We start from the raw sequence: 16,361 nt of genomic DNA on the forward strand, positions 1-16,361 counted from the left end.
CCTCGACCGCGCAGGAGCCGTAGCGCGAGAATGCTGCCATGCAACCCTTGCGCTCCCACGAACTTCCCACGCTCACCGAACTGGCCTTGCGCGTTGCCACCACGCTGCGCGAGCGCGGGCAAAAAGTCGCCGTGGCCGAATCGTCGGCCGGCGGACTCGTCTGCGCCGCGCTGCTCGCCATCCCCGGCGCATCGGCCTACTTCGTCGGCGGAGCCGTCATTTATACCCGGCGTGCCGGCAAGGCCCTGCTCGGCCTGACGCCGCAAGACATGACCGGCCTGCGCGGCGAGACCGAACCCTATGCGGCGCTCATTGCCGGCCGCACGCGCGACGTGCATCGCGCCACCTGGGGCATCGCCGAAAGCGGTGCGGCCGGGCCTTCGCCCAGTCCGTACGGCGACGTGCCCGGCCGCGTGTGCCTGGCCATCGCGGGCGCGCGGACGGCCGTGCAGACCGTCGAGACAGGGCTACAGGATCGCCCCATGAACATGGACCTCTTCGCGCGCCATCTGCTCGCACTGTTTGATCAGACCCTGCACGCCCAGGAAGCGTCGGACGTTTTTGAAGCCGCACCGTGACGTTGCGCCCGCGACACGGCATCGCTTCACAGCGTCAAAAGTGCTCGCTACGATGGCGAGTTCCCACCATCACACGCAGGAGGTGTCGCATGCACTCGCAAAACTCCCCTACCGCCACCCTCGGGCAGCGCGTGGTGATGGTCATCGGCCCCATTGCCGGCCTACGGCCCGGCATCGGTCCGCGCGGCTGATCCTTCCCTGACTGCCTGACGATCCGACGCCGCACGCCGCGGCGTGGCGTTGTGCGGCACCGGTTTCCGGCCTGCCGCCCGCCCTTTCGAACCCTTTTTTTTTGAAGCGCAGCGGCGCCCCGTGCGGGCAGCACGCGGGGCGCTTGCTTTTTCTCAAGGCATCCATGACCGATTCCCACCTCATCGAGGTCAGCGTCTTCGATCCCGATCGCGCCTCCGCCGCGCAATGGGCGGCGTACCACGCGTTCCGACGCGCACGCCATGCCGAGGACCTCCCAGACGACCCTCTTCTCGACGACCCCGAGTTCGAGGAGGTGCTGCGCACCTCCTCGCCGCTGGCCGCCAGCCACCGCTTCATTGCGAGCGAGCGGGGCGTGCTCGCCGGCAACATGATCCTCTGCCACCGCCGCGAGAACACGCCCGACCATGCGGCGTTCGCGCCCTTCGTCGACGTGTTCGGCGGCGTCCTGACGACTCACCGCCGCCGCGGCGTGGCGACCGCGCTGCTGCAGACGGCGCATGCCTTCATGACCGACGCTGCGCAGACGACCGCCACCTTCAAGGTGCACCACGACGCCTCGAACGCATTCCTTCGCATGCTGGGCGCGACGCAGAAGCACCGGATGATGGAAAACCGCCTGTCGTTCGATCAGCTCGACGCCCCCCTGCTCGCGCACTGGGAAGCCACTGCTGCCACGCCGTCGAACGGGTTACGTTGGGAGGTGCATGCCGGCCGGGTGCCGATGGCACGTCTGGCCTCGCTCATGGCACCGTTCTCTCACCTCATCAACGAACAGCCGCTGGGCAGCCTCGAGATGCCTCGCATCCGCTACGAACTGGAAGGCTATGAGAGCTGGTATGCCGACATGGACCGTCGTGGCGGCGAGCATTTCCTGGTGCTGCTGCTCGACGGCGACGAGGTGGCCGCGATGTGCGACGCCAGCTGGGACCGCCGCACGCCTGATCGTGTGCATCAGGGTCTGACTGCGGTCGCGAGCTCCTGGCGAGGCCGGGGCCTGGCCAAGGGCGTGAAGGCCGCGATGCTGGCACTGGTGCGACGCCGCCACCCGCAGACGCGCCTCATCATCACGCACAACGCAAACGTGAATGCGCCCATGCTGTCGATCAACACACGCCTGGGCTTTGCGGTGTACCGGGAGAACACGCTCTACCAGATCGATCGCGACGCACTCGGCGCGGCGCTCGCGCGCAGGCAGGACAGCGCAAGAACGCCTCAGCGCCCGACCAGCGCCATGTAGGCCTGGCGTGTCTCGGGCGAGACCGCATCGATGAGTTGGTCGTAGCGCGTCTGGTGGCGCGCGAGCATGCGTGCCGACGCCACCGCTTTGGACTTGCAGTACCAGTGGCAGGTGTGCTGCATGAGGAACAGTTCGGCCGACATCGTGAAGGCCTTGCGCTTGGGCGTGAGTTGGCGGGCGTTCCTGGCGGTGTCGGCGATGCCGCGTGCGTGGATGGCAAAGGCCTTGCGCAGATCGAAGGTGGCAGCCGGGGCGAGCTTGGCCGCATAGGGCAAGCCGATCGGCAGCGTGCTCACCCGGGTCGAGAGTTCGTCGGTGCGCGAGAACTCGGCGGCGAAGCTCTGGAACTGGTTGGCCAGCGCGTCCTCGGTGGAATTCAGCAGGTTCCAGATCTGATCGCGGCGCGCCGGGTCGTCCTCGCCCAGGCAGCGCAGGTACCCCTGCGTGAGGTTCTCCATGAGCTTCTCGATCTGGTATTGGCCCAGGTGGCTGGCCAGCAGCACGATGCGGGCGCGGTGGTCGCGTGCCTTGAGCGCCAAGGCTGCAATGACGGCCAGGGCCGCCAAGATGAAGAAATCCATTGTCGTGGTTCAGCAAGTAAGAAGGTTCAAGGGTTGAAGTGTAGTGATGCGCCACCGTCGCCGGCCTCTGCCGATAGCCGGACAAGGCAACGGCTGACGCCCTTTGCCGCCATTGCCCGAAGCGGCGAGGCCAGTTTGTCGCCCACGGTCAAGCATTGCTCAGGAGCATCCCAGGAGACTGCATGAATACACCGACAAACATCCGTGACGGCAAGACGCCGCACGACGAACCCGAAATCACCCAGGAAGAAGCTGTGCCCAACGATGGCCGTGACGTCGAAGGCGAAGCGATGATGAAAGAGGTGGGCAACAAGAAGCTCCAGGAGCCCGGCGACCGGGAGCACAAGACCCCTGAAAAGGCAGCGGCCACGCCCGACGCGCAGCAGCCCGACGGCAGCCGATGAACAAATGATCGGCCCCTGGCCTGCGTGAAATTCAGATGCCTCGCACCGCCCGCCACGCCTCTTCCCATGCGTGCTGCGAGTCTGGATGCAGCACTGCCATTCTCACGTGCCCCGGCAGGCCGAATGAAGCTGTGTCACGCAGCTTGACCCCGTGTGCGCGCAGCCTGCCGCCCAGCTGTGCCACATCTTTGACCGGCGGTGCCGCGACGAAGAAGTTGCAGTTGCTCGGCAGGCTGTGCCACCCCATGTCATCGCAGCGCTTGCGTTGCAACGCCTTCCAGTGGCGAAGGACCGTGCGGCTGTCGTCCAGCCAGCGCTGCACGGACGGCTGTACCCAGCTCGCAAGCAGCGCCACGCCGTGTGCGCCCACGGGCCAGGAAGGCGCCATTGCATGGACCCGTTCGACCGCATCGCCGGCGTCCGTGGGGGCGATGGCGTAGGCTGCACGGATGCCCGTCAGGCCCAGCGCCTTGTTGGGCGTCCAGAGCTGCCAGACGGTGTCCAGCGCGGCGTCTGGCACATCGGCCATGCCGTCCAGCCGCAGCGGTTCGTAGGCACGGTCGATCACCTGCACGGCCGACGGATCCGCCGTGCGCAGGCGCGTACCTAACCCGGCCTCGGATTGCCCGAGAGGACTCGACGGTTCGCAGTGCCACGCCAGCCCGACATCTGCAGTGACGGGTTCGTCGCAGCGTGCGGCCAGACCCCATGCCTGCGCCGCACGGGCGTAGTCGCCATAACTCAGCCGAGGCAATGCCACCGCCGTGCCGGGCCGGACCCGGGCGACCGCCGCGGTGATCCGCGAAATGAACTCGCTGGCACTCGCGGCCATGACGATACGTGCCGGCGACACCGCATGGAACGCTGCGAGCTGTTGACGCAACGCCGTGTAGCGTGGATCGGGATAATGCGCCGCACTCACCTGCCGCAGCGCCTTCGCCACCTCGGGACACGGGCCGCAGCCGTTGCCATTGGTCGAGAAGTCATGCGGTGCCGCGCCCTGGGCATCGGGGCCGCCGTGCTGCAGGGTGTTCATCATCCTGCGAGGTGCCGCCACGCCAGCAGCATCGGCAACGCACCCAGCGCGACGGTGGCGACCACACGGTGGCCAAGCCGCGCGGCGGCCCCGCTGTCGGTGGCCACCGGCGAACGGCCTGCCGCATGCAGCGTGTACACGCCCGGCTTGCCAAGCCGAACGTCCAGGCGCAGTGCCATCGCGGCCATGGGCCAGCCGCTGTTGGGCGATGGCGTGCGCTGCGCCTCGCGGCGCAGCCGACGCCAGCCCTGGCGCGCCACCCGGCCGCGCGGTGCGGTCATCCACAGCACGGCGGCCGTCATCCGTGCCGGCAGCCACGAGAGCACGTCGTCGACGCGCGCGGTCCACTTGCCCGCCCAGGTCCAGTCGCGGCCGCCGCGCTCCCCGAGGTAGCCCCACATCGCGTCGGCGGTGTTCGCGAAGCGGTACAACGCCGCGCCCGGCAGGCCGAGCAGCACAAACCAGAACAGCGGCGCGACCACCGAATCGTTGAGGTTCTCGGCCAGCGACTCGATGGCGCTTTCGCGCACCTCGGCCTCGCTGAGCACCGCCACATCGCGGCTCACCAGCCGCGCCAGCTGCGCCCGGCCGGCGGCCAGCGACACCCCCAGCGCCGTCTCGACCGCCAGCACCTCGGCGTGCAGCATGCGCCAGGCCAGCAGCGGCTTGAGGCACAGGCCCAGCAAGGGCGCTGACAGCCACCACGGCAATTGCACCAGCAACCCTTGCACGCCGAGCGCCACGGCGAGCACGCAGCCTGCACCGACGCACCAGGCCAGCATGCCGGCCACAAAGGCCCGTGCACGTCGGTAGGGCCGGCCCATCGGTGGCGCCACGCGCGCGCCTGCCCAGCCCAGATAGCGCCCCATCCAAACCACCGGATGCCAGCGCGCCGGCGGCTCGCCCCAGCAGTGATCGACGAGCAGTGCAATGCACAGCGCCGCCCAGGTGGACAGGCCCGCCAGCATCGCTGCATCCCTCATTGCGCGGCCCCTGCGAACAGGTCGGACGGCTGACCCCATTGCTCGTCGAAGACGAGCCCGGCCAAGGCCTCGCGTCGCGCCCATCGCTCGCGCTGCAGCATCGGCTCGTCGTAGAACGCGTCGACCGGCCCCAGGCACAGCACGGCGATGGGCGCCGCGCCGTTGGGAAGTTGCATCAACGCGGCCAGGGCCGCCGGTTCGAAAAGCGAGACCCAGCCCATGCCCAGGCCTTCGGCGCGTGCCGCGAGCCAGAGGTTCTGGATGGCACACGCCGCCGACGCCAGGTCCATCTCAGGCAGAGTGCGGCGGCCGAACACATGGCGCTCGCGGCCGTCGGCCAGGGCCACGACCAGCACCTCGGCTGCATCGAGCACACCCTGCACCTTCAGGCGCATGAAGGCATCCTCGCGCTCACCCAAAGCGCGCGCGGTGTGCAGCCGCTCGGCCTCGACCAGGGCGTGAAGGCGCTCGCGCATGGCACGGTCGCGCACGCGCAGAAAACGCCACGGCTGCATGAAGCCCACGCTCGGCCCAAGGTGCGCGGCCTCCAGCAAGCGCCGCAGCAAGTCAGGCGCGACCTCACCGCCCGAAAAATGGCGCATGTCGCGGCGCTCCCGGATGGCGCGGTAGACGGCCTCCCGTTCGTCATCGGCGAAAGCGTGGACAGCGTTCAATCCTCGATCCCGCGCTGCGCCGGAATGCCCGCCTTGAACGCATGCTTGACCATCTGCATCTCGGTCACGGTGTCGGCCAGTTCGATGAGTTCGGGCGGGCAGCGGCGGCCGGTGAGTACCACATGCACGTCCCTGGGCCGCGCGCGCAGCGCCGCCAGCACGTCGTCGACCGGCAGCCAGCCGTAGATCAGCGGATAGGTGATTTCGTCGAGCACCACCAGGAAATGATCGCCCGACAGAATCGCATTCCTGGCGCGCGCCCAGCCGTCGCGGGCGAGCTGTGCCGAGCGTTCGAGGTCCTGGCTCTTCCAGCTGAAGCCGTCGCCCAGCCCTTCGATCGGAATGCCGATCTGCTCAAACATGCGGTGCTCACCGAAGCGCGCGCTGGGCACCTTCATGAACTGGTAGATCTTCACCGCCTTGCCGCGGCCATGCGCGCGCAGCGCCAGGCCGAATGCGGCCGTGCTCTTGCCTTTGCCGTCGCCCGTGTTGACGATGACCAGGCCCCGGCGCTCGCCCTCGGGCTTTTCGTAGGGCTTGGCTGTGGGCGGGGTTTCGACTTGCATAGGGATGGAGGGTGTTCGGAAGAGTTGATTGGTTTCAGCGAGGAAGTGCGATCCACTGGCCGGCCACGCGGTGCACGCGCACCCGCTGGTCGAACACGTGTTCCAGGGCGGCATGGGTGGCTGGATCGTCGCAGGTGCCGTGATGCACGATGCGCCCCTGGGCCATCACCACGAGCTGGTCCGCCGCGAGTGCCACCGACAGCTCGTGCAGCACACTGACCACCGTTGCGCCGGCGGCTGCCAGAGAACGCGTGGTGGCCATCCAGTCGGCCTGATGGGGCGGGTCCAGGTTGGCCAGCGGTTCGTCCATCAGCAGCAATTCGGCTTCGACAGCCAGCGCGCGCGCGAGCAGCACGCGCTGGCGCTCACCGCCCGAGAGCTCGCCCAGCGTCCGGTCGCGCCAGTCCCAGGCATGCGTGCTGCGCAGCGCGCGTTCCACGGCGTCGCGATCCGCCGGGCTCGGCGCGGCCAGCCAGCGCTGATGCGGCAGACGCCCGAGCATGACGACGTCCCCTACGCGCAGGTCGTCGGCACTGCCCTCGCCCGCACCGCCCTGGCCCAGCCACGCGAGACGCTGCGCGCGCACGCGACCTGGCAGTTCGCGCAGCGGCTCGCCGAACAGCCGCACCTCGCCGCCGTGGCCCAGCAGGCCGGCGAGCACGCGCAGCAGGGTCGACTTTCCCGCACCGTTGGGGCCGACGATGCTGGTCCAGCAGCCGGCGGCAAGATGCAGGTCGATGCCGTGCAGCACGCGCACACCGCCCAAGGACGCCTGAATACCAGTGGCCTGCAGGGCCGGCGGCGGCAGAAGGTCGTTGCGATGGCTCATGCTTTTCGGTGCATGAGCCACAGCAGGTAGCTGCCGCCGAGCAGCGCGGTCAGCACCCCCACCGGCAATTCCTGCGGCGCGATGAGCCAGCGTGCGCCCAGGTCGGCGGCCATCAACAGCAGCCCCCCCATCAGTGCCGACAGGACGATCAGCCACGCATGCGTGGTCTTGAGCACCGAGCGCACCAGGTGCGGCGAGGCCAGGCCGACGAAGGCGATCAGGCCGGTCTGGGCCACGGCGGCCCCCGTGGCCAGCGCCAGCACCGCGATCAGCGCGGCGCGCATGCGCCCGAGCGGCAGGCCCAGGCTGCGGGCGGTGGCCTCGCCGAGCGCCAGGCCGTCGAGCACCGGCGCGAGCGCCCAGGCCAGCACCAGGCAGGTACCGCCCAGCGCCGCCATCACGGCGCAAGCGCTCCAGCCGACCAGCCCCGTGCTGCCCAGCATGAAGCCGGTGAGCGCCTGCATGATGTCGATCGAGGCGATGCTGATCAGGTCCTTCACCGCGCCGAGCACCACACCCACGATCACGCCCGCCAGCAGCAGGCGCAGGGTGTGCTGCACACCGCGCGCCAACGTCAGCGTGAGCAACACCGCGAGCACCGCGCCCACGAAAGCGGCACCGGTCAGGCCCAGCCGTACCACCCATTCGGTGCTCGCAGGCGAAGCGCCGAACAGCAGCAGCGCGACCGCCACGCCCATGGAGGCGCCCGAGGCGCTGCCCAACAGGTAGGGATCGGCCAGCGGATTGCGGAACAGGCCCTGTGCCACAGCGCCCGCCAGCCCGAGCAGCGCGCCCGCAAGCCAGGCGCCGAGCGTGCGCGGCAGCCGGATGTCCGACACGATCTGCAGCGCGACCGGGTCATGCCGCGCCGCGAGCACACTCTCGAAGCCCGTGCTGCCGATGCAAAGGCCCAGCGCAAGCAACGCCACGGCCACCGCCAGCAGCGCGCCGCCGACCCCCACGGCACGACGCGCCTGCGTCACGCCGGTGCCTTGTCGGCCAGGCACCTGGCCATGATGCGTGCGGCCTCGCCCATGCGCGGACCGGGGCGCACCAGCACGTCGGACTCGTCGGCCGTGAAACGGCAGATGCGCCCTTCGCGCACCGCACGGATGCCGGCCCAGCCGGGCCGTCGCTCCAGCCCCTGGGCGCTGCGCTCGCCCACCATGATCAGGTCGGGATTGGCGCGCACCACGTACTCGGGATTGAGCTTGGGGAACGGCCCGAGCGCCGCGGGCACGATGTTCTTCGCACCCAGCCGCGTGAGCGTCTCGCCCATGAACGAACTCTCGCCCGCCGCGTAGGGACCATTGTTCACCTCGAAATACACGCGCGTGCGTCGAACGCGCTCTGGCAGCGACTGCGCCGCCGCAGACACGCTGGCGTCGATGGTGCGCCACACGCGCAACGCGTCGTCGGCACCCAGCACCTGGCCGAGCTTGACAAGCACGCGCTGCACGTCGGCATGGTTCTTGGGTTCGAGCACCAGCACCTTCAGGCCCAGTCCTTCGAGCCGTTCGATCACGCGCGAAGACTTGGCCAACAGGACCACGTCGGGCCGCAGTGCCACGATGGCCTCGACGTTCGGGTCGATGCCGCCACCCACCTGCGGCAGTGCGCGCACCGAGGCCGGCGAATTCGAATAGCGATCGACGCCCACCAGTCGCGGGCAGGCGCCCAGCGCGCACACCGATTCGGTGATCGACGGCAGCAGCGACACGATGCGTTGCGGTGGCTGCGGCAGGCTGACCGTGACCCCGCGTTCGTCGGTCACCTCCACGGCATGCGCCGTTGCCATCGTGAGCAGCACGCATGCGGCAGCGGCGAGTAAACGCCATCGCCACGCAAGGGCGCGCACCGGTGTCGCGCGGCGGTTGTTTGGAGCGCGGCCGTTCATGGCGGTGCCTTCAGCGTCAACGGCAAGCCGGCAGCCATCAGCACGACGCGGTCGCAGGCCGCGGCCACCTGCTGATTCAATTGCCCCAGCGCATCGACGAAGGCGCGCACCTCGCGCCCCATCGGTATCACGCCCAGGCCAATCTCATTGCCGACGAGCACCACCGGGCCGCGTGCGTCCTGCAGGGCACTGCGCAGTCGCATCGCCGCATCGGTTGCCACGGCAGCCTCGGCAGGTGCGCCCTGCGCCGGCATCAGCAGGTTCGTGAGCCAGAGCGTGAGGCAGTCGACCACCACCAGTGTGTCGGGCGCGCTGTGCGATGCCACGGCCGCTGCCAACGCGATCGGCGCCTCGAGCGTCGCCAGGCCCGGCACGCGCTCGGCCCGGTCGCGCTGATGGCGGGCGATGCGCTCGCGCATTTCCTCGTCCCAAGGCTGCGCCGTGGCGATCAGCACGGCCCGCCGGCCGGCGGGCCCGGCCAGCCAGTCGCGCGCCAGCAGTTCGGCGTGGCGCGACTTGCCGCTCTTCTGGCCACCCAGGATCAACAGACGCTCAGGCATCGGCGAACGCGATCGGCGCGGGCAGGAACAGCCGCGCCGCAGCGTCGGGGCTGGAGGGAAACCAGGCGTGGAAGTAGCTGCCGCGGACGCTGCCACGCACGTACACCGCCTCGCCCGTGCCTGCGGCCTGCGCGGCGCCCGGGCGCGTGGTGCGGGCCGCTGGCACCAGCGTTGTCTCCGATAACGAATAGTGGAAGGTGTGCCCGCGCAACGGCGTGCCTTGCAACGCCAGTTGCTGGGGCCCGAGCGCCGCCAAGCGCTTTTGCATGGCGACGCGGCCGGGCAGCAGACCCCACATGGCGTGCGCGACGCCATCGGCTGCAACCAAGGTTTCGAAGAGCGCCATCATGCCGCCGCATTCTGCCCAGATCGGCCGGCCTGCCGCCGCATGGGCGGCCAGCGCATCGCGCAGCGCATGGCAGGCCGACAGCACGCCCGCATGCAATTCCGGATAGCCACCGGGCAGCCATACGGCGTCGCAGGCGGGCAAGGTGTCGCCCGCCAGTGGCGAGAAAAAGACCAGCCGCGCGCCGAGCGCTTGCAGCAGGTCGAGGTTGGCTGGATAGATGAAGGCGAACGCAGCATCGCGTGCGATGGCGATCGTGCGACCAGCGAGCAGCGGCTGCACAGGGGTCATCGACACGGTCGGCAGGTCGACCCGAAACGGCGGCAGGCTGTCGAGCGAGCGGCGCCCCAACGGGGTGGCGGCCAGCGCATCGGCGGCCGCATCGAGCCGCGCTATCGGGTGGTCGAGTTCGGCCGCACCGACCAGGCCGAGGTGCCGTTCGGGCAAGGCGAACTCGCCCGCTTTGGGCAAACCGCCCAGCCATTGCGCGGGCTCGCGCAGCGCCTCCTGAAGCATGCCGCCGTGGCGCTCGCTGGCCACGCGGTTGGCCAGCACGCCCAGCCAGGGCAGGCCAGGGCGGAAATGCTGCAGGCCGAAGGCCAGTGCACCGAAGGTGCCGGCCATGGCGCGCGCATCGATCACCGCGAGCACGGGCAAGCCGAAGCGCTCGGCCAGGTCGGCCGCACTGGGCGCGCCGTCGAACAGGCCCATCACGCCTTCGACGATCACCAGGTCGGCGACCTCCGCGGCCGCACCCAGGCGCGCGCGGCAATCGGCCTCGCCCGTCATCCAGAGGTCGAGCGAATGCACGGGCGCGCCGGTCGCAAGCGCGAGCCAGTGCGGGTCGAGAAAGTCGGGGCCGCATTTGAAGGCGCGCACGGTGCGGCCCTGGCGCGCGTGCAACCGCGCCAGCGCGGCCGCGACCGTGGTCTTGCCCTGCCCGGAGGCGGGCGCGGCCACGAGCACGGCGGCGCAGGCACGTGCACCCTGTGAGGTCACTGGGGCATCCACTTCAGACCCAGGTAGGCGCTGCGACCGGCCGTGGCGTAGCCGCGCGCCAGCATGTAGTTCTTGTCGCCCGCGTTGTCCAGGCGCGCGATCAGGCTCAGGTCACGCGTGAGCGGCGTGCTCGCGACCAGGTTCAGCAATGTGTAGCCGCCGAGCACGCGGGTGTTGGCGGCATCGTCATAGCGCCGGCTCGACGCCTGCAACTCGGCGCCCAGGGTCCAGCCGGCGACGCGCCAGTCGGCACCCAGCACCCCGTGGCGGCGCGCGCGGCGTGCGAGCTGCTTGTCGGTGTCGAGGTCGCGCGGGTCCTGGAAGTCGGCCGAAGCGCGCAACGAGACGGCGCCGATGCGGTGCGCCGCGGTGAAGGTCAGGCCTTCGTACTGGGCGCGCGCCGTGTTGGCATAGCAGCCAAAGCCCGAACCGCATGCGGTCGAGCCACCATCGAAATCGATGAGATTGCTCAGGCGGTTGCGGTAGACAGTGACGCCGGCCGAGGTCGCGCCTTCGCTGTACTTGAGACCCAGTTCCACGTTGCGGCTCTGTTCGGGCTGCAGGCTGGCCACGCCGTATTCGCTGAAGCGCTGGTAGAGCGTGGGCGCACGAAAGGCCGTGCCGGCCGACACGGTGGCGCGCCACTGCGGCGTGAAGGCAAAGCCATAGCCCGCGCTGCCGGTGTTCTTGCCGCCGAACTCGCTGTCGTCGTCATGGCGTGCATGCAGCTGCACCGAATGCGGACCCTTGACGAAGCTGTAACCCAGCGCCACGCCGTCCTGGGAGCGATCACGCGCCAGCGTCGGCGTGAAGTCGGTCCCGGGGTTGTTCAGCGCGTCTTCGCGGCGTTCCAGCGAGGCGGTCACCAGATGGGCGCCAAAGCGGAACTCGTTCTGCAGCAGATAGCCGCGCAGCGTGGTTTCGGTGCGGTAGAAGTCGGGCTCGGTCTCGTAGTTGCTGCGCGATTCGGTCACCGACACGCGGGTGCGCCACACGTCCGTCCACTGCGAGCTCCAGGTCAGGCCGGCGGTGCGCAGGCTGTACTTGTTTCGGTCGTCCACCGGCGCCGCCGCGCTGTAGCCGAAGTCGTCGTAACCCGAATTCAGGTCGTTGGCCAGGACGGTGGCCTCAATGCGCTGGCGCGGGTTGATCTGCAGACCCAGGCGCACATGGGCCGAGGTGCTTCGGTAGCCGTCGCGGTCAGGGTTGTAGCTGCTGTCGGGGCGCACGTTGAAGCCCTTGCTCTCGGTGTGCGCCACGGCCAGCGAATAGTCGAAGGCACCGTCGACGCCCGCAGCGCCGCTCACGCCGGCCTCGGCATGGCGCAGCCCGTTGCTGCCGATGCCCAGGCCCACGGAAGGGCGGGCCGGGCCTTCGCCGCGCTTGGTGAAGAACTGGATCACGCCGCCGATCGCGTCCGATCCGTACACCGCGGCGGCCGGGCCACGCAGCACCTCGATGCGGTCGATCTGCGACAGCGGGATGGTCTCCCACGAGGCGCCGCCGGTGGATTGCGAATCGACGCGCACGCCGTCGATGTAGACGGCTGTGAAGCGCGATTCGGCCCCGCGGATGAACACGCTGCTGGTGTTGCCCACGCCGCCGTTGCGCGCGATCTCCACGCCGGGCAGCCGCGCCAGCACGTCGGCCACGCCGGTCGCACCGCTGCGCTCGATGGTCTCGCGGTCGACGATGGAGACATCGCTGAGCACCTCGGACACCGGTTGCGCCACGCGCGTGGCGGTCACCACCGTCTCGCCGAGCGAGGCGACGGTGGCAGGTTGCGCCACCGCCTGGGTGGCCGCCAAGGCCGCGGCCAGGGCCCAGGGGAATGCGAAGGGACGTGCGGCCAGGCGCACGCCTGCGGGCAGGTCGGCGCCTGCGGAGACTGAAAGATCGTTCATGGGAAAAACTCGCGTACGGGACCCTGCCCGGCTTCCCCGCCGGACGTGTGGGCGTCAAGAGCGCGCACGACAGGCGTGCGCGTTCACCTCGTTGGCCGGTATCCGGGCTGGCAGAACCACCCTCATCGCCTTCCCAGGCACCTGTTTCAGGGCACCCAGTGGCTGTTGATGAAAGCGGCACCCTCGAAGGGCGCCGTCTGCTTGACCGTTGCGGGGGCAGCGCAGGCTGGCTTCGGCCCGGGGGGCGTCGGCTCCTGCTTCCCGTTGAACTGCAGCGCCTGAACGACACTGCGAGCACCAACGCGGGCGATTCTAATTTGGAAAGCGGCACCATGCCGCGCCGGGGAATCTACAATGCCGATCCATGTCCGCCACCGCACCGAGTCCCATCGACCAGATCGCCGAGCGCGTTGAACGTCTGCTCTTGCGACACGAGGAAGTCCAGCGCACCAACTCGCTGCTGCAGCAGGAGGTGGACGCGCTCACGCGCGAACGCGACGCGTTGCGCACGCGGCTGGGCACCGCGCGCGCGCGCCTGGACGCACTGCTCGAGCGCCTGCCTGCCGAATCTTCCCGCGACCCGGCCACCCCATGAAACAGATCGAAGTCCAGATCATGGACCAGAGCTACCTGCTCGGTTGTCCTGAAGGCGGCGAAGCGCAGTTGCGCGAAGCCGTGGAACGTGTCGACTCCGCCATGTGCAAGATCCGCGACGCCGGCAAGGTGCGGGCACGTGACCGCATCGCCGTGCTGGCGTCGCTGAACCTGGCGTTCGACCTGGGTCAGCAGGCGCAGGCCGCGCCCGATGCGACGCGGGCCCACGACACGCCGACGGCATCGCCGGGGCCGGTGGACACATCGGCCGATGCGCTGCGCGCTGCCCAGCTCATCCAGCGCCTGGACCAAGCCCTTGCGGGCGACGATCATTTGCTCTGAACACCTGCACGGCGGCAGCGGCGGGGCTTAGAATCGTCCTCGTCTGCAGTGCGCGTCGGGCTTAATATTTCCTTGTTCCAATGCTCTCCGGAGCCGGGCTTGGTACATCGCTTGACGGGCGTGATCATCTCGCGTCAGATGAACCCGAAGTCTTGCTGCCCTCGCCCACCTGAACCCTGGTTCAGGATGCGGGTCCGGCGCACCCCACTGCAGACACCTTATTCCGATCGACGGCCCCGCGCACCTGGCGCGCCGGGCCGTTTTTCTTGAACGGTCCCGCCTCACCCATGCTGCTCGAACCTGCGCTCATCGCCGAACTCGCCGTCCTGGGCCTGTGCACCGGTTTCCTTGCTGGCCTGCTGGGCATCGGCGGCGGCATGCTGATGGTGCCGTTCATCACGATCATCATGGGCCATAGGGGCGTGCCGGCGGACCTGGCGGTGAAGATCGCCATCGCCACGTCGATGGCGACCATCATCTTCACTTCGATCTCCAGCGTGCGTGCGCACCACCGACGCGGTGCGGTGCGCTGGGACATCGTCCGGCGCCTGTCGCCAGGCATTGTCCTGGGCAGCCTGGTCGGTAGCCTGGGCGTGTTCGCACTGCTCAAGGGCACGGCGCTGGCCATCCTGTTTGCGCTGTTCGTGAGTTTCTCCGCCACGCAGATGTTCCTCGACCGAAAGCCCAAACCGACGCGCCAGATGCCCGGCACCGCGGGCCAACTGGGCGTGGGCGGCCTGATCGGGTTCGTCTCCGGCCTGGTGGGTGCGGGCGGCGGCTTCATCAGCGTGCCCTTCATGACATGGTGCAACGTGGCCATCCACAACGCGGTGGCGACCAGCGCGGCGCTGGGTTTTCCGATCGCGGTAGCGAACGTGGCAGGCTACGTCGTCAGCGGCCAGTCCGTTGCCGATCTTCCGGCGGGCTCCTTCGGCTACATCTGGCTGCCGGCACTGGGCGTGATTGCGCTGTGCAGCGTGTTCACCGCGCCGTGGGGCGCGCGAGCGGCGCACAGTCTGCCGGTCAAGAAGCTCAAACGCGTGTTCGCCAGCATCCTGTACCTGCTGGCGGTCTACATGCTCTGGAAGGGGCTGCGGGGCTGAACGCCACTCACAGGATGCGCGAGAAGCGTGTGCGGTTGCGATCGACCTGCAGGTAGCGGTCGAAGACCATCGCCACGCCGCGCACGAAGAACCATCCGGTCGGCGTCACGGTGATCGACCGCCCGTCCAGCGTCACCAGCCCCTGCGCTGCCAATGGTGCGAGCACCGCGAGTTCGTTCTCGAAGTACTGCGCAAAATTGACAAGGTGCGCGAGCTCGACCGACTCGAAATCGACGTGCCCCTGGCACATGAGCGCCATGATCACCGTGCGGCGCAGCACGTCGTCGCGCGACAGCGCCATCCCCCGCACCACGGGCAGGCGTCCCTGGTCGATGAGGTCGCAATACTCTTCGAGCGTCTTCGCGTTCTGGCTGTAGGTGGCCCCCACCCGGCCGATGGCGGACACGCCCAGGGCCACCAGGTCGCCGTCGGGCTGCGTGCTGTAGCCCTGGAAGTTGCGATGCAGCCGGCCCTGGCGCTTGGCGACGGCCAGCGGATCGCCCGGCAGGGCGAAGTGGTCCATGCCGATGTACACGTAGCCTGCGGCGGTCAGCGCCGCGATGGAGCGCGACAGCATTTCGATCTTGCTGGCCGCGTCGGGCAGCTCGTCGGCATGGATGCGGCGTTGGGGCTTGAAGCGCTCGGGCAGGTGCGCATAGGCGTACAGCGCGATACGGTCGGGGCGCAGCTGGCAGATCTGCGCGAGCGTGCGATCGAAGGACGTCGGCGTCTGGCGTGGCAGGCCGTAGATCAGGTCGACGTTGACCGACGCAAAACCCAGCCGCCGCGCCGCCGTCACCAGGTCGAACACCTGCGCGGCCGGCTGGATGCGGTGCACTGCCTTTTGCACCTGCGGGTCGAAGTCCTGCACGCCGAAGCTCAGGCGGTTGAAGCCCAGTCCGGCCAGGTGCTTCAGGCGACTTTCGTCGATGGTGCGCGGGTCGACCTCGATCGCGTATTCGCCGCCCGGCATCAGCGTGAACGCGCTGTGCAGCAGGCCCATCAGCTGGCGAAGGCCATCGTCGTCCAGGAAGGTCGGCGTGCCCCCACCCAGGTGCAGCTGGCTCACGGCCGCACCATGGCCGAGCTGCGCGACCTGGAGCTCGATCTCGCGCGCGAGGTAGTGCAGGTAGTCGCCGGCACGGTCATGGTGGCGCGTGACGATCTTGTTGCAGGCGCAGAAGTAGCACAGCGACGCACAGAACGGCACGTGCACGTACAGCGACAGTGGCAGCGCGTGGCCGCGTGCGCCTGCGTCGCGCTGCCGCAGCACCTGGGCGTAGTCCTCGCTGGCGAAGGCCTCGACGAACCGGTCGGCCGTCGGGTAGGAGGTGTAACGCGGCCCCGCGACGTCGAAACGGCGCAACATGGCCGGCGACACGGCCATGGGTGCTTCGGAAGGCGCATGAGGCGCATGAAATGCGCGAGGTGCCCGTGGGGCAGCGGCATGGACAGACAAGGGCATGGCGGCAAACTGGATCAGGAGGTGCGGTGCATCAGCGCAATCCGCGCTCT

General features: G+C 69.2%; 18 protein-coding genes and 1 riboswitch. Of the genes, 6 read left to right on the forward strand and 12 right to left on the reverse strand.

The genetic code is table 11. The features are described from left to right. Positions 1-38 precede the first annotated feature (38 nt). Both J2W36_RS23790 and J2W36_RS23795 read left to right on the forward strand, forming a co-directional pair. Positions 39-578, forward strand: coding sequence for a CinA family protein (locus J2W36_RS23790; protein ID WP_307692256.1), 540 nt, complete (start codon positions 39-41; stop codon positions 576-578). A gap of 355 nt (positions 579-933) precedes the next feature. Beyond that, complete coding sequence (locus J2W36_RS23795) at positions 934-2,028, forward strand: GNAT family N-acetyltransferase (RefSeq protein ID WP_307692257.1); 1,095 nt, start codon at positions 934-936, stop codon at positions 2,026-2,028. Here J2W36_RS23795 and J2W36_RS23800 read toward each other — a convergent pair. Then, positions 2,004-2,609 (reverse strand): hypothetical protein, encoded by a 606-nt coding sequence (locus tag J2W36_RS23800; protein ID WP_307692258.1) that lies wholly within the window; start codon positions 2,607-2,609, stop codon positions 2,004-2,006. The two genes, J2W36_RS23795 and J2W36_RS23800, sit on opposite strands and share 25 nt — an antisense overlap. Positions 2,610-2,791: 182 nt before the next feature. Here J2W36_RS23800 and J2W36_RS23805 point away from each other — a divergent pair, with 182 nt between their 5' ends. Beyond that, positions 2,792-3,013: a hypothetical protein gene (locus J2W36_RS23805; protein WP_307692259.1), complete on the forward strand. Its 222-nt coding sequence runs from the start codon at positions 2,792-2,794 to the stop codon at positions 3,011-3,013. A 31-nt stretch (positions 3,014-3,044) separates the two neighbouring features. Here J2W36_RS23805 and J2W36_RS23810 read toward each other — a convergent pair whose 3' ends face one another. The 10 genes from J2W36_RS23810 to J2W36_RS23855 all read right to left on the reverse strand — a co-directional run bounded on the left by J2W36_RS23810 (position 3,045) and on the right by J2W36_RS23855 (position 12,807). Further along, entirely contained in the window at positions 3,045-4,049 is a 1,005-nt protein-coding gene (locus J2W36_RS23810) for an aminotransferase class I/II-fold pyridoxal phosphate-dependent enzyme (RefSeq protein WP_307692260.1), read from the reverse strand. Next, positions 4,049-5,032 carry an adenosylcobinamide-phosphate synthase CbiB gene (cbiB, locus tag J2W36_RS23815; protein ID WP_307692261.1) on the reverse strand — a complete coding sequence of 328 codons (984 nt, stop codon included), beginning with the start codon at positions 5,030-5,032 and terminating at the stop codon, positions 4,049-4,051. Before cbiB ends, J2W36_RS23810 begins: the two co-directional genes overlap by 1 nt. Further along, positions 5,029-5,706 (reverse strand): 5,6-dimethylbenzimidazole synthase, encoded by a 678-nt coding sequence (gene bluB / locus J2W36_RS23820; protein WP_307692262.1) that lies wholly within the window; start codon positions 5,704-5,706, stop codon positions 5,029-5,031. Before bluB ends, cbiB begins: the two co-directional genes overlap by 4 nt. Then, positions 5,703-6,272, reverse strand: a complete 570-nt coding sequence (gene cobO / locus J2W36_RS23825; protein ID WP_307692263.1) for a cob(I)yrinic acid a,c-diamide adenosyltransferase — start codon at positions 6,270-6,272, stop codon at positions 5,703-5,705. Before cobO ends, bluB begins: the two co-directional genes overlap by 4 nt. 34 nt (positions 6,273-6,306) lie before the next feature. Beyond that, positions 6,307-7,101 (reverse strand): ABC transporter ATP-binding protein, encoded by a 795-nt coding sequence (locus tag J2W36_RS23830; RefSeq protein ID WP_307692264.1) that lies wholly within the window; start codon positions 7,099-7,101, stop codon positions 6,307-6,309. Further along, positions 7,098-8,084, reverse strand: coding sequence for a FecCD family ABC transporter permease (locus J2W36_RS23835; protein WP_307692265.1), 987 nt, complete (start codon positions 8,082-8,084; stop codon positions 7,098-7,100). Before J2W36_RS23835 ends, J2W36_RS23830 begins: the two co-directional genes overlap by 4 nt. Then, complete coding sequence (locus J2W36_RS23840; protein ID WP_307692332.1) at positions 8,081-8,899, reverse strand: ABC transporter substrate-binding protein; 819 nt, start codon at positions 8,897-8,899, stop codon at positions 8,081-8,083. The genes J2W36_RS23835 and J2W36_RS23840 overlap by 4 nt, the downstream gene beginning before the upstream one ends. A gap of 95 nt (positions 8,900-8,994) precedes the next feature. Next, a complete protein-coding gene (gene cobU / locus J2W36_RS23845; RefSeq protein WP_307692266.1) occupies positions 8,995-9,558 on the reverse strand; it encodes a bifunctional adenosylcobinamide kinase/adenosylcobinamide-phosphate guanylyltransferase in 564 nt (187 codons plus the stop codon). After that, a complete protein-coding gene (locus tag J2W36_RS23850) occupies positions 9,551-10,903 on the reverse strand; it encodes a cobyrinic acid a,c-diamide synthase CobB (protein ID WP_307692267.1) in 1,353 nt (450 codons plus the stop codon). Before J2W36_RS23850 ends, cobU begins: the two co-directional genes overlap by 8 nt. After that, entirely contained in the window at positions 10,900-12,807 is a 1,908-nt protein-coding gene (locus J2W36_RS23855; protein WP_307692268.1) for a TonB-dependent receptor domain-containing protein, read from the reverse strand. Before J2W36_RS23855 ends, J2W36_RS23850 begins: the two co-directional genes overlap by 4 nt. 77 nt (positions 12,808-12,884) lie before the next feature. Continuing rightward, positions 12,885-13,124, reverse strand: a riboswitch (cobalamin riboswitch). 47 nt (positions 13,125-13,171) lie between these two features. On the opposite strand from J2W36_RS23855, the gene J2W36_RS23860 reads away from it, so the two are divergent. The 3 genes from J2W36_RS23860 to J2W36_RS23870 all read left to right on the forward strand — a co-directional run bounded on the left by J2W36_RS23860 (position 13,172) and on the right by J2W36_RS23870 (position 14,846). Next, positions 13,172-13,402 carry a DUF904 domain-containing protein gene (locus tag J2W36_RS23860; RefSeq protein WP_307692269.1) on the forward strand — a complete coding sequence of 77 codons (231 nt, stop codon included), beginning with the start codon at positions 13,172-13,174 and terminating at the stop codon, positions 13,400-13,402. After that, positions 13,399-13,743 (forward strand): cell division protein ZapA, encoded by a 345-nt coding sequence (locus tag J2W36_RS23865; protein WP_307692270.1) that lies wholly within the window; start codon positions 13,399-13,401, stop codon positions 13,741-13,743. The genes J2W36_RS23860 and J2W36_RS23865 overlap by 4 nt, the downstream gene beginning before the upstream one ends. Before the next feature lie 287 nt (positions 13,744-14,030). After that, positions 14,031-14,846 carry a sulfite exporter TauE/SafE family protein gene (locus tag J2W36_RS23870; RefSeq protein WP_307692271.1) on the forward strand — a complete coding sequence of 272 codons (816 nt, stop codon included), beginning with the start codon at positions 14,031-14,033 and terminating at the stop codon, positions 14,844-14,846. A 7-nt stretch (positions 14,847-14,853) separates the two neighbouring features. Here J2W36_RS23870 and hemN read toward each other — a convergent pair whose 3' ends face one another. Continuing rightward, on the reverse strand, positions 14,854-16,233 hold the full coding sequence (gene hemN / locus J2W36_RS23875) for an oxygen-independent coproporphyrinogen III oxidase (protein WP_307692272.1): 1,380 nt from the start codon (positions 16,231-16,233) through the stop codon (positions 14,854-14,856). Between the last annotated feature and the right edge of the window lie 128 nt (positions 16,234-16,361).

The organism is Variovorax ginsengisoli, from assembly GCF_030811835.1.
In the GTDB taxonomy this organism is placed as follows: domain Bacteria; phylum Pseudomonadota; class Gammaproteobacteria; order Burkholderiales; family Burkholderiaceae_C; genus Variovorax; species Variovorax ginsengisoli_C.